The organism is Armatimonadota bacterium (genome assembly GCA_025059775.1).
In the GTDB taxonomy this organism is placed as follows: Bacteria; Sysuimicrobiota; Sysuimicrobiia; order Sysuimicrobiales; family Sysuimicrobiaceae; genus Sysuimicrobium.
Window position 1 is genome coordinate 80252 of sequence record JANXCW010000004.1, and the last position, 12036, is coordinate 92287.

The following is a 12036-nucleotide window of genomic DNA, read 5'->3' on the forward strand; positions in this document are numbered from 1 at the left end:
AGAGCCAATCCATGGAACTCGCGCTGCGGCTTGATCCGAGAGCCCGTCTGCCCCTATACCGCCAGCTGGCGGAGGAGGTTCGAGGGGCCATCCTGGAGGGGAGGCTAAGGCCAGGAGAGCGCCTCCCTCCGAGCCGGGTGCTGGCGGCCTCCCTGGGAGTTTCGCGGGTGGTGGTGACCTCCGCATACGAGGAGCTGGTGGCGGAGGGATATCTGGAGGCGCGGAGGGGGTCCGGAACCTATGTGACCCGGACTCTTCCCGGGTTCCCCTGGGTCGCCCGGCGAAAGGAAAGCCCCCAAATCCCACCGCGGAAGGATCCCTTCCCCGGATCCGTGGTGGACTTCGCGCCAGGCAGACCCTCGGTGGAGCGGTTGCACCCGGCCGCCTGGCGTCGGATGTGGCGGGCCGTGGCCCGGGAGCAGCCTCCGGCCGGATATGGGGACCCCGCGGGAGATCCGGAGCTGCGGGAGGCCATCGCCGCCTACCTGGGCCGGGCCCGGGGCGTGGTGTGCACCGCGGAGGACGTTCTCATCACCTCCGGGGCGGTGGAGGCGGTGGATCTCATCGCCCGGGCCTTCCTGCGCCCCGGGGATCGGGTGGCCTACGAGGAGCCTGGATATCCCGCGGCGCGTCGGGTCTTCCTGAGCCGGGGACTTCCGGTAGAACCTGTGCCTGTGGACGAAGATGGGATCCGTGTAGACCTGCTCCCTCCCCGCGCGGCCTTGGTGTACGTCACCCCTTCGCACCAGTTCCCCTTGGGGGGCCGTCTCCCTCTTGCCCGACGGATCGGTCTGCTGGAGTGGGCCCAGAAGACCGGCGCATTCGTGGTGGAGGACGACTACGACAGCGAGCTCCGGTTCCACGGCCCTCCCCTTCCCGCGCTTGCAGGCCTTGACGTCTCGGGGCGCGTCCTGTACATGGGGACCTTCTCCAAGATCCTCCTGCCCGGTCTGCGGGTGGGATACCTGGTGGCGCCCCCGGAACTACGGGATCGCCTGCTGCGCGTGCGCGACCCCTCCGAGTCCCACACCCCCTGGCCGGTTCAAAGAGCTCTGGCGGCTTTCCTTGCAAGCGGCGATTTCGATCGGCACATCCGGCGGATGCGGCGCCACTACGCGGCGCTGCGAGCGGCCCTGCAGACTGCCCTCCGCCTAGTGGAGCCCCTGGCTCGTCTCCGGGGTTTGGAGGCAGGCCTCCACGCATTCCTCGAGCTTTGCGGCGGGCTCGTGGCGGAGGAGGTGGCCCGCAGCGCCGCGCAACGGGGGGTACACGTCCGAACCCTGGCCCCGTACTACCTGGGTCCCCCCACCCGCTCCGGCATCCTTCTGGGATATGGAGGACTCTCCCTGGAGGACGTCCGCCGGGGAGCTGAGATCTTGGCCGCGGTGATCTGGGAACTGGCTCGGACCACATAAGGAACGACGGGACCGACCCCTCCGGGTGGCCGCCCTGGGCCCGTAGCCTTCCCGAGCGGGAACCCGGGCCTCCTTGGCAGACCCGTTCCACGGGGACTACGATCCTGGCAGCAGGGATTCGCAGGAGGCGGGAAGGAGGCCATGCACATTGCGTTCCTCCTGATCTCTCTGGACGGCAATACGCCGGCCCAGGTCGCCCGCGAGGTCCGTACCATTCCGGGGATCTCGGAAGCCCACGCCACTCTGGGGGAATACGACGTGGTGGCCATCGTCCACACGGAACACACCCGGGAGATCCCGCAGATCACTGAGAGGGTGGGCCGGATCCATGGGGTGGTGAAGGTCCTGGCCTGCGTGGCGGTGGCCTAGCGGGTTCGGACGCGGGGGGTGACCACGTGCATCGCCTGTAGCACGCGGTGGGCGAGGGCGAGAGCAGCGAGCCCCGCCTCCCCGGGAACCCGGGGGGTTTGCTCTCCTCGGACGCAGGCGAGGAAATGCCGGAGCTCCGCTCGGAGGGGCTCCTCCTGCAGAAGGAGGAGTTCCTCTCGCCGGTTCCCCTTCCATACCGTCAAGGACTCCCGGAGGAAATCCAGATGCCATCGCTCCTCCGGGGTGACCACCTCCAGCTCCGCGGCCTTTGTGGAATCCACACGGCTTGCCAGGAGGCTTGCCGCACAGCCCTCCTCAAAAACCAGTTGTACCGCAGCGAGATCTTCAGCTTCTCCCCGGAGTCGGGCGCCGACTCCGGAGACGGACCGCACGGGCGAGCCGGTGAGGGCAAGGACCAGGTCGAGGTCGTGGATCATGAGGTCCACCACCACCCCCACGTCCGTGGCGCGGCCCGCCTGGAAGGGCCGCACCCGGCGGGCTCGGATGAAAAGGGGATCCCGCGCCCGATGGAGCAGGATCTCCACCGCGGGCTTGAACCGCTCCACATGGCCCACCAGCAGCATGGCTCCCCGGCGGTGGGCCCGCGCGATGAGCTCCTCCGCCTCCTCCACGCGGCGCGTGATGGGCTTTTCCACCAAAACGTGGATCCCCGCCTCCACCAAGTCCCGGGCAATCTCGTAGTGGTGGCTGGTTGGGGTCACCACGCTTGCCGCATCCACTTTCCCGATGAGCTCCCGGTGATCCAGGTAGCCCGCGATGCGGTAACGGGTGGAGAATTCCTCCACCTCCGCGGGATTCGGAGAGACCACGGCCCGCAGATCCGCCTCCGGGAGCTCGTGATAGATCCGGACATGGTGCCGGCCCCACCGACCCAGCCCCACCACGGCCACCCGCACCCGTTCCCCACCCGCGAACTCCGGGTTGCCCCTCACTTCTGCACCACAGCCCGGGAATCGACGAAGGCCCGGATCGCCTCAACGATCTCGTGGAGGTCCTCCGGGCCCAGGGCGGGATGGACCGGGAGGGACAGAACCTCCCGACATGCCCGCTCCGTCTCTGGCCAGGGCCCCCCCTCGTAGGGGACGCGGCGGTATGCCTGCGTGGCCGGCACGGGCTTCGGGTAGTAGACCCGGGTCTGAATCCCTTGCCTTGCGAGGAACTCCCGGAGGGCATCGCGCTCCGAGGTGCGGATGGTATACTGGTTGTACACGTGGTACACGTCCGCGGGCTCCACAGGCGGCTGGATGCCTGGAAGGTTCTGCAGCCGTGCGGTGAGGTACGAGGCGTTCCGCCGGCGGATCTCGTTGAGGGCGTCCAGGCGTTCGAGCTGGGATAGGCCCAGGGCCGCGGCCAGATTCGTCATCCGGAAGTTGTATCCCACCACCTCGTACTCGTAGCTCCGGTCCTGGGCCCCCGCGTGCACCAACAGGCGTGCCCGACGGGCCAGGGCCTCGTCTGAGGTGACAATCATCCCGCCCTCCCCCGTGGTGATGTTCTTCGTAGGGTAGAAGCTGAAGATGGCCGCGTCCCCGAAGGCCCCTACTCGCCGCCCCCGGAAGGCGGCCCCATGCGCCTGAGCCGCGTCCTCGATGAGCAGAAGCCCGTATCGCCGTGCGAGGTCGCACAGGGCATCCATGCGGGCCGGAAGCCCGTACAGGTGCACCACCAGGATGGCGCGCACGTCCCGGTGCCGGCGGAGAGCTTCCTCCACCCGGTTGGGGTCTAGGTTGAAGGTATCCGGCTCGATGTCCACGAATACGGGGACCGCGCCCCGGTGCACCACCGCGTTGCTGGTGGCCACGAAGGTGAAGGGAGGCACGATCACCCGGTCTTCCGGCCCGATGCCCGCGGCCTCCAGCACCGCCTGCAGGGCCGTGGTCCCTGAGGAGGTGGCGATCCCGAAGCGTGCCCCGACATAAGCGGAGAAGGCTGCCTCAAACCGCTCCACCCATGCCCCATGGGAGAGCTGTCCGGAGGCGAGCACCTCCAGGACCCTAGCCTGGTCCACCTCCGTAATCACCGGCCGCGCGATGGGGATCATCCTACCGCACATGGTAACGGAATGTTCTGGAATCGTCGCCTCTGGGCAACCGATGGCACCGGGAGACGGGCCGGAGATTACTGGATGACCACCCGTCGGTTCGTGGCCAGGACCCAGATGAGGAAGGCCAGGAGCAGGACCACGAAGAGCTCCGCCTGGCCCGATTCGTCCCGCAGGAAACGACGCAGGAAGCCGCGTATCCGCATTTCCAGGAGGGGAATCAGGGGCAGCATGGAATCACCTCCAGCTCCGGTCCTCCTCCGACGCCGGGTCCGAGGAAGGGCCCTCCTCTGCCCGTCGTCGGAGGGCATCCAGCATTCTCTCCACGTTCTTACGCATGAGCAGGAGTACGAGGTTTGCAAGCAGCGGTCCGAGAAAGGGGACGTTCAGGTCGAAGTCCACCACGAGGCGGGTTCGGCACCCAGCCTGCACGGGTTCAAAGTTCCACACCCCTTCGTACCGGTCGAAATCCCCCTCCCGCTGGCGGAAGGTGCACGTGTACGCGGTATCGTCCCACGTATCCTCCTCCACCCACCGGATCCGTCGCCCTTGGACCCGCCCCACCCACTCCGTAACGGTGCGGGAGCCATCCCGCGTCACCAAGCGCACGCTCTCCAGGTCTGGCATGAACTCAGGAAACCGTTCCACATCCTTCGCGAGGGCATACACGGCCTCCACGGGAGCCCGGATGAGCGCCTCTACCTCCACGCGCGGCATGACCGGATGCGCCGACCTCCTTTTGGGGACTCCTCCCCGGTAGCCTACTATACGATGCCGCAGGGGGGAATGCCTTCTGGCGGAGGGCGGTGGGAATCGAACCCACCCCGCCCGGGCGGGGCGGCACCGGTTTTGAAGACCGGGAGACCCACCAGGGCCCTTCGCCCTCCGCTAACAGGCTCCCCGCACCAGCTTCGGTCCCGGCACGCGCAGGTCGCCCTGTCGCCGGGTCACGCCCACGGTGTCCAGGTACTCCAACAGAGGCAGCACGTACTTCCGGGAGGTGCCCAGTAGATCCCGAACCGCGGCCACGGTGAGTGAGGCCTGAACGTGCAGCGCCTCAGAGATCACGGCGATGGCGCGCTCCAACGACTTCCTATGGTACAGCAATCCCCGCAGCTCCAACGCCTCGCCCGCATCCAGGAGGAACTGGAGGGCCACCTCCGCTCGCGCGCCCAGGGCCTGCTCCACCTCCGTCCGGCTCGGTCCTTCCAGTCCGCTCCGCTCCAGCCACGAGCGGAGCTCATCCACCGCCCGGGCCTGGTCCGGGGTAAGCACGGGGTGGTGGTCGGGCAGCCGCACGAATCCTCCGTCCGTCACCACCCGGTGGGCCACCCGCTCCGCCGCCAGCTCCCAAGCCGCACCCCCAAGACGGCGGATTAGGGTGAGCCACTCCCCCTGCGGCAGACCCCGCCGCCAGGGCCGTGTCCGGTGGTACGCGGAGAGTGCCTGCAGGATCTCCTCCTCGATCCGGTGCAGCACGGCCCCGTGGATCCACCGATCCCGGACGCTCCACACCAGTCCCTTCGCCTGGGCCTGCAGGAGCAGGGTGTGGAGCCGCTCCGCCGCCATCCCCGTGCGGCGGACGAGGTCCGGCAATGTGCTCCCATCGGTCCCGGAGGACTCCACGGCCAGCAGGAGCACTCCCTCCGGATCCTGAGACTCCAGGATCCGGAGGTGCACGAGGACCGTGGGGTCCTGCCTCCGGGAACGGGGTGGGTTTACCTGGAGCACCTCCCCTCCGCCCCAGGTCAGCATGGGTGAGGGGCGGCGGATCACGAAGGGATCACCGAAGGCAGCCGTAATGGGCTGCTCCAGCCGGATGTGGGCGAAGCCGGCTGCCCCGGGGGACAGAGTCGCTCCCTCCAGAAGGAATGCCCGACCGATGGCCTCCGCGGTTCCCAGGTACAACCGGACCCGGTCTCCGTGCCGCAGCGCGGGAGTTCCCGGGAGCAGCTGAAGGCGTACGTCCAGGGAGGTAGCCGCCTCAAACGCCCCCGGAGTCACCAACACGTCTCCCCGCCCCACCTCCTCCCGGGAAATCCCCAGAAGGTTGAGGGCCACCCGCTGCCCCGCCCGCACCTCGGGTACCGGTCTCCCGTGGGATTGAATGCCCCGCACCCGCACCGTCCGCCCCGAAGGGAGGATCTGCAGGGTATCGTCCGGACGGATGCGGCCGCTCCACAGGGTTCCCGTTACCACAGTACCCCAGCCCGCCACCTGGAAGGAGCGGTCCACGGGCAGTCGCACGGGTCCCTCCGCCGGACGTGGGGAACCACTCGCCACCACCCGATCCAGGGCGGCCACCAGCTCCGCAAGCCCCTCCCCGGTCTTCGCGGAGACCGGGACGATGGGCGCGTTCTCCAGAAACGTCTCCGCGAGGAAACTTCGGACGTCCTCTTGGACCAGCTCCAGCCACTCCTCATCCACGAGATCCCGCTTGGTGAGGGCCACTACCCCCCGGGGGATCCGCAGGAAGCGCAGGATGTCCACATGCTCCCGGGTCTGGGGCATGACTCCCTCGTCGCTCGCCACCACCAGCATCACCGCGTCGAACCCCGCGGCTCCCGCCAGCATGTTGCGGATCAGGCGCTCGTGGCCGGGGACGTCCACGAAGCCCACCCGGACCCCGCTCGGCAGATCCATGTGGGCGAACCCCAGGTCAATGGTCATGCCCCGACGCTTCTCCTCCTCCAGGCGGTCGGGATCTATCCCGGTGAGGGCGTACACAAGGGTGCTCTTGCCGTGGTCCACGTGCCCCGCGGTCCCCACCACCGCGGCCCGTATCGGTTCACTCCCGCTCGAGGAGGGCGGCAACAAGGCTTGCCTCCAGGTCCGGATCGTCCTCCGGAAGTACCGAGCGCAGGTCCAGGAGTACCGCTTCCTCCTGGACCCGCGCAAGGATCGGGGGATCTGCGGCCCGGAGCCGGGCGCTCACGACGTGGGCCGGAAGGGAGGGGTGCCGCAGGCGAACCGCGTAGGAGGGAAGGACCGCACCGGGAAGTGATCCCCCACCGGCTTCTGCCTCGGAGGACACCACCTCCGCGGGAAGCCCTGCCTCCCGCAGCCGCTGGGCCAGACGCTCGGCCCGTTCGCGCAGGCTCTCCACGGGAGCCGCCAACATCCGCAGCACAGGGATCCGTTGCCAGGCCCGCTCGGGATTCAGGTACAGCCGGAGCGTGGCCTCCAGGGCCGCCAGGTCCAGCTTGTCCACGCGTACCACCCGATACAGGGGGTGCGTCCGAAGCCGCTCGAGAAGGGACATTCGACCGACCACGATGCCGGACTGAGGTCCTCCGAGGAGCTTATCGCCGCTGAAGAGCACCAGGTCACAGCCGCTCGCCACGGCTTCCGGCACCGTGGGTTCGTAGGGCAGGCCGCGGCTTCGGAGATCCACCATCGCCCCGCTCCCCAGGTCGTAGACCACGGGAATCCCCACCCTCCGTCCCAGGTGCACCAGCTCCCGAAGGGAGACCTCCGCCGCGAACCCGAGGATCTGGAAATTGCTGCGATGCACCTTCAGCAGCAGGGCGGTATCCGGGGTGATGGCGGCTTCGTAATCCCGCAGGTACACCCGGTTGGTGGTCCCCACCTCCACGAGCCGGACCCCCGCCGCCCGCATGACATCCGGCATCCGGAAGGAGCCCCCGATCTCCACCTGCTCGCTTCGGGCCACCACCACCTCCCGACCACTCGCCAGGGCGCTGAGGACAAGGAGAACCGCGGCGGCGTTGTTGTTCATCACCAGCGCCCCTTCCGCCCCCGTGAGGTGCCGGAGCAGCGAGGTCACGTGGTCCTGTCGGGAGCCTCGGCCGCCCGACCGTAGGTCCAGCTCCAGGTTACAGGCCCCCGCGGCCTCCAGGACCGCTTTCAGGGCCTCCGGGGCGAGGGGAGCCCGGCCCAGGTTCGTGTGGAGGAGGGCCCCCGTGGCGTTGAGGACCCGGCGTAGGGAGGGACGGGCCATGGTGCGGATGCGGCCTTCCACCGCCTCCGTGAGCTCCGCGAGGTCGATACCTTCCCGATGGCCATGCCGGAGTTCTGCCCGGACCTCCTCCAGAACCTCCCGGATCAGCCGCACCAGGATGGCGTGTGCCATCCCCTCCACCCCGTTCTGCAGCCGCAGGGCCGACAGCACCCGATCCACGGAGGGGAGTCGCCGCAGATGTTGCTGCAATTCCCTCGAACGGTCCTCCCTCACGGGAGCACGAACCCCAACACGGCCCCCACGACCACGGCCACCCCCACGCAGACCGCAAACCGCAGGAGATCGTAGCGCACGCGGTGGATCAGGATCTCCGGGGTCTCCCGGGTCACGGGCGCAGGCGCAGCAGGGCTTGGACGTAACCGCATCCCGCACCGGGCGCAAACGATCTTGCCCGGCCGGTTCTCAGCTCCGCATTTCGGACACCGCATTCCGCACCCTCCTCCGTTCCCAGAGGGCCCGCACCACCTCGGGCGGCACGTACTGTCCGCCCAGCGCCGCCCCCGTGCTGACCCCATCGCCATGGTAGTCGCTTCCACCCGTCACGAGGAGACCCAGCTCCCGGGCGAGGGCCAAAAGCCGCGCCACCTGATGGGGCGTGTGCTCGGGGTAGTACACCTCGATCCCCTCCAGGCCTGCGGCCTGGAGGGCCGCCACGCGCGCGAGGGCGCTGGACCGACCGGGATGCGCCAGCACCGCGATCCCCCCCGCCTCCCGAATGGCCCCGATGGCCCTCTCCAGGGAGAGGGTGCTCCGGGGAACCCACGCGGGTTTCCCCCGGCCGATGTATCGTTCGAAGGCCTCCGCATGCGTGCGCACGAACCCCCCCGCAACCAGGGCTCTGGCTACATGTGCGCGCCCAACGGCACCCTGCCCCAGCCGGGCCACCTCTCCGAGGGAGAGGGGTATCCCGAGTTCGTTCAGGCGTCGGATCATCTCCCGGATCCGGTCCACCCGCCTCGCCCGCAGCTCCGCGAGGAGCTCGCGGAACCAATCGGCCTGGAAGTCCACGAAGTATCCCAGCAGGTGCAGCTCCTCCTCCCCCTCCTCCACGCTCAGCTCGACCCCGGGGATCACCGTGATGCCCAGCCCCCGGGCCGCCTCCAGGGCTTCGGGGATCCCGTCCACGGTGTCGTGGTCCGTCACGCCCAAGACCCCCACGCCCACCCTGTAGGCCGCGTACACCAGATCCCGGGGGCTTAGCAGTCCGTCGGAGGCGGTGGTGTGGGTGTGCAGGTCAATCCGCATCGTGTATCTCGAAGATGCGGCGGATGGCGGTGGCCCGTCCGGCTTCGTCGGCCTCCACCACCACCGCGTTGAACTGCACGGGGCCTTGGGCCACTTCGAACCGTACGGGCAGGTGGGTGAGAAACCGCTGAAGGATGGCCTCCCGGTCCATACCGATGATCCCGTGGAAGGGACCGGTCATGCCCACGTCCGTGATGGTGGCGGTGCCCCCCGGCAGGATGCGCTCGTCCGCTGTCTGCACGTGGGTATGGGTGCCCACCACCGCGGTGACCCAGCCATCCAGGTACCAAGCCAGGGCCATCTTCTCGCTGGTGGCTTCCGCGTGAAAGTCCACGAGGACATGAGGGGTGATCTCCCGCAGGCGCGCTGCCTCCGCCCTGCCCAAGCGGAAGGGATCCTCTAGCGGATCCATGAACACCCGTCCCTGGAGGTTCAGCACCGCGAGGCGAAGGGTTCCCCGTTGGACCACGGTACTGCCGCGTCCCGGCACGCCCGATGGGAAGTTCGCGGGACGCAGGACACAGGGCTCCCGGTCCAGGACTTCGTACGCTTCCTTCCGGTGCCAGGTGTGGTTTCCTCCCGTGAGCACGTCGATTCCGCAGCCCAACAGCTCCTGGACGGTGCCGGGGGTAATGCCCGCTCCTGCGGCGCTGTTCTCCGCGTTGGCCACCACGAAGTCCAAACCCAGCTCCCGACGGAGGACGGGCACCCGGCGAGCCACCACCCGACGCCCCGGCTTGCCGCAGATGTCCCCGATGAACAGGATCCGCACGGGCCTAGTCCCAGGTGCTCTGTCGACCGCCTTCTACCGCGTAGATGAAGATGCGGTCCTCCTCCCGCAGCCCCACCAGAGGGCGCAGGCTCCCTCTCTCCCGGAGGTGCTCCAGTTCCTCCCGCAGCCGCTCCTCCTGCCGCGCCCGCTCCTCCTTCGGCCAGGTCTCCTGAGGGCTCCCCAAGGGGAGCATCTCACGTGCGAGGTGTGCCACCACGCCGAGTTCCTCGCACATGAGATCCGCCAGCTCCCGCACCACCTCGATACGGGTGAAGTGTCGGGTCCTCATCTGCCGAATCCGCACCCTGGGAGCGGGGCGGCGCTCCAGCTCGTGGAGGACCGCAAGGGCGTCCAGCACCCGCCGTCGGAAGGCCCGGTAGACCGCAGGGGAGAGGGCCTGCGGCAGGAAGAGGACAAGCCGGAGGGTTCCCTTCGCGGGATCCAGGGTCGCGGAGGAGAACTCCCCGAAGCGCACCAGGAGGGTAGCCAGGAAGCTGGCGCTGTCAGGAAGGGAACGGTCCGCACGTGGGGCACGCATGGGAGCCTAGCGGGCGTACTCCACGATCCGGGTCTCCCGCACGACGGTCACCTTGATCTGGCCTGGGTACTCCAGGTCCTGTTCGATCCTGCGGCTCAGGTCTCGGGCAATGCGGTACGCGGCCAGGTCGTCCACCTCCCCGCTGCGGACGATGACCCGGATCTCCCGGCCCGCCTGGATGGCGTACGCCTTCTCCACTCCTGGGAAGGACTGGGCGAGCTGCTCCAGAGCCTGTAGCCGCTTGATGTAGGCCTCCACAGACTCCTTCCGGGCCCCCGGCCGGGATCCGGAGATGGCATCCGCGGCGGCCACCAGGACGCTCTCCAGGTATTTCGCCTCCTCCTCCCCATGGTGGTACAGGATGGCGTTGATCACCGGAGGCGGCTCGTGGTACCGTCGGGCGATGTCCACCCCGATCTGGGTGTGACTTCCCTGGACCTCGTGGGTCAGGGCCTTCCCGATGTCATGCAACAGCCCTGCCCGTCGGGCCATGTGGACGTCCGCCCCCAGCTGCGCCGCCAACTCCCCCGCCAGCAAGGCCACCTCCACGGAGTGCTGCAGGACGTTCTGACCATAGGAGGTCCGGAACCGGAGCCGGCCTAAGAGCTTCACCAGATCAGGATGCAGTCCGTGCACCCCTGCCTCGAACGCCGCCTGCTCCCCCGCTTCCTGAATCCGTTGATCCAACTCCTGCTGGGCCTTCTCCACCATCTCCTCGATCCGGGCGGGATGGATGCGGCCGTCCGCCATGAGCTTCTCGAGGGCAATCTTCGCGACCTCCCGACGCATGGGATCGAAGGAGGAGAGGGTCACGGCCTCCGGCGTGTCGTCGATGATGAAGTCCACGCCCGTGAGAGCCTCCAGGGTCCGAATGTTTCGGCCCTCCCGCCCGATGATCCGTCCCTTCATCTCCTCCGTGGGCAGGGGCACCACGGAAACCGTAAGTTCCGCGGTATGGTCCGCGGCAGTCCGCTGGATGGCCAGGGCCAGGATCTCCCGGGTGCGGCGTTCCGCCTCCTCCCGGGCCTCCCGCTCCACCTTCCGGATTCGGGCCAGGGCGTCCTCCCGGGCCTCCGCCTCCACCTGTTCCAGCAGACGCTGCCGAGCCTCCTCCCGGGTTAACCCGGCGATCTCCTCCAGCTTCCGGTGCTGTTGTGCGATGAGTGCGGCAACTTCCTCCGCTCGGGCGGCGAGTTCCTGCTCTTGCTGTTGAAGCGCGCGCTCCCGACGCTCCAGCTGCTCCGCACGCCGCTCCAGCGCCTCCTCCCGCTGGCTCAGACGCCGTTCCAACCGCTGGAGGTCCGCCCGGTGCTCCCGGATCTCCCGCTCCGCCTCGCGTTTGATCCGGAGGGCTTCATCCTTTGCCTCCAGGAGCGCTTCCTTCCGCTTCGCATCCGCCTCCCGCTGGGCATCCAGGAGGATTCGCTTCGCCTCTTCTTCCGCAGAGCGGATCTTGGACTCCGCGATCCACTTCCGGAAGACATATCCGGCGAGGAAGGCCACCGCACCCACCGCCATGACCAGAAGAACGGTCATCGCGGTGTTCGTGGCACCTCACCTCCTTTTCTCCCATTGTATTCGCTCTCCCAAAAAGGGGTCAAGGAAGGAGGGAACAGATGTTTGCCAGGCGAATTCCTGTTTGCTAACATCGGG

The 12036-nt window shown here is 68.4% G+C and carries 13 protein-coding genes and 1 tRNA gene; 2 read left to right on the forward strand and 12 right to left on the reverse strand.

Annotated features, from left to right (window positions below):
• The first annotated feature begins 11 nt into the window (after positions 1 to 11).
• Entirely contained in the window at positions 12 to 1415 is a 1404-nt protein-coding gene (locus N0A24_04320; protein MCS7172623.1) for a PLP-dependent aminotransferase family protein, read from the forward strand.
• A 141-nt stretch (positions 1416 to 1556) separates the two neighbouring features.
• Positions 1557 to 1784: an Lrp/AsnC ligand binding domain-containing protein gene (locus N0A24_04325; protein ID MCS7172624.1), complete on the forward strand. Its 228-nt coding sequence runs from the start codon at positions 1557 to 1559 to the stop codon at positions 1782 to 1784.
• On the opposite strand, the gene N0A24_04330 is transcribed toward N0A24_04325, so the two are convergent.
• From N0A24_04330 to rny, 12 genes are all read right to left on the reverse strand, one after another.
• A complete protein-coding gene (locus tag N0A24_04330; GenBank protein MCS7172625.1) occupies positions 1781 to 2737 on the reverse strand; it encodes a Gfo/Idh/MocA family oxidoreductase in 957 nt (318 codons plus the stop codon). The genes N0A24_04325 and N0A24_04330 overlap by 4 nt on opposite strands.
• On the reverse strand, positions 2734 to 3846 hold the full coding sequence (locus N0A24_04335) for a DegT/DnrJ/EryC1/StrS family aminotransferase (GenBank protein MCS7172626.1): 1113 nt from the start codon (positions 3844 to 3846) through the stop codon (positions 2734 to 2736). Before N0A24_04335 ends, N0A24_04330 begins: the two co-directional genes overlap by 4 nt.
• Positions 3847 to 3923: 77 nt before the next feature.
• Positions 3924 to 4079, reverse strand: coding sequence for a hypothetical protein (locus N0A24_04340; protein MCS7172627.1), 156 nt, complete (start codon positions 4077 to 4079; stop codon positions 3924 to 3926).
• A gap of 4 nt (positions 4080 to 4083) precedes the next feature.
• Positions 4084 to 4563, reverse strand: coding sequence for an SRPBCC family protein (locus tag N0A24_04345; GenBank protein MCS7172628.1), 480 nt, complete (start codon positions 4561 to 4563; stop codon positions 4084 to 4086).
• A 77-nt stretch (positions 4564 to 4640) separates the two neighbouring features.
• Positions 4641 to 4733, reverse strand: a tRNA-Sec gene (locus N0A24_04350).
• A gap of 1 nt (position 4734) precedes the next feature.
• Positions 4735 to 6663, reverse strand: a complete 1929-nt coding sequence (gene selB / locus N0A24_04355; GenBank protein MCS7172629.1) for a selenocysteine-specific translation elongation factor — start codon at positions 6661 to 6663, stop codon at positions 4735 to 4737.
• Positions 6635 to 8017 carry an L-seryl-tRNA(Sec) selenium transferase gene (gene selA / locus N0A24_04360; GenBank protein ID MCS7172630.1) on the reverse strand — a complete coding sequence of 461 codons (1383 nt, stop codon included), beginning with the start codon at positions 8015 to 8017 and terminating at the stop codon, positions 6635 to 6637. The genes selB and selA overlap by 29 nt, the downstream gene beginning before the upstream one ends.
• A gap of 20 nt (positions 8018 to 8037) precedes the next feature.
• Complete coding sequence (locus tag N0A24_04365; protein ID MCS7172631.1) at positions 8038 to 8256, reverse strand: zinc-ribbon domain-containing protein; 219 nt, start codon at positions 8254 to 8256, stop codon at positions 8038 to 8040.
• Positions 8231 to 9073 carry a PHP domain-containing protein gene (locus tag N0A24_04370; GenBank protein MCS7172632.1) on the reverse strand — a complete coding sequence of 281 codons (843 nt, stop codon included), beginning with the start codon at positions 9071 to 9073 and terminating at the stop codon, positions 8231 to 8233. The genes N0A24_04365 and N0A24_04370 overlap by 26 nt, the downstream gene beginning before the upstream one ends.
• Positions 9063 to 9845 carry a TIGR00282 family metallophosphoesterase gene (locus N0A24_04375; protein MCS7172633.1) on the reverse strand — a complete coding sequence of 261 codons (783 nt, stop codon included), beginning with the start codon at positions 9843 to 9845 and terminating at the stop codon, positions 9063 to 9065. The genes N0A24_04370 and N0A24_04375 overlap by 11 nt, the downstream gene beginning before the upstream one ends.
• A gap of 4 nt (positions 9846 to 9849) precedes the next feature.
• Positions 9850 to 10383, reverse strand: coding sequence for a hypothetical protein (locus N0A24_04380; protein ID MCS7172634.1), 534 nt, complete (start codon positions 10381 to 10383; stop codon positions 9850 to 9852).
• A gap of 6 nt (positions 10384 to 10389) precedes the next feature.
• Positions 10390 to 11919 carry a ribonuclease Y gene (rny, locus tag N0A24_04385; GenBank protein ID MCS7172635.1) on the reverse strand — a complete coding sequence of 510 codons (1530 nt, stop codon included), beginning with the start codon at positions 11917 to 11919 and terminating at the stop codon, positions 10390 to 10392.
• Positions 11920 to 12036 lie beyond the last annotated feature (117 nt).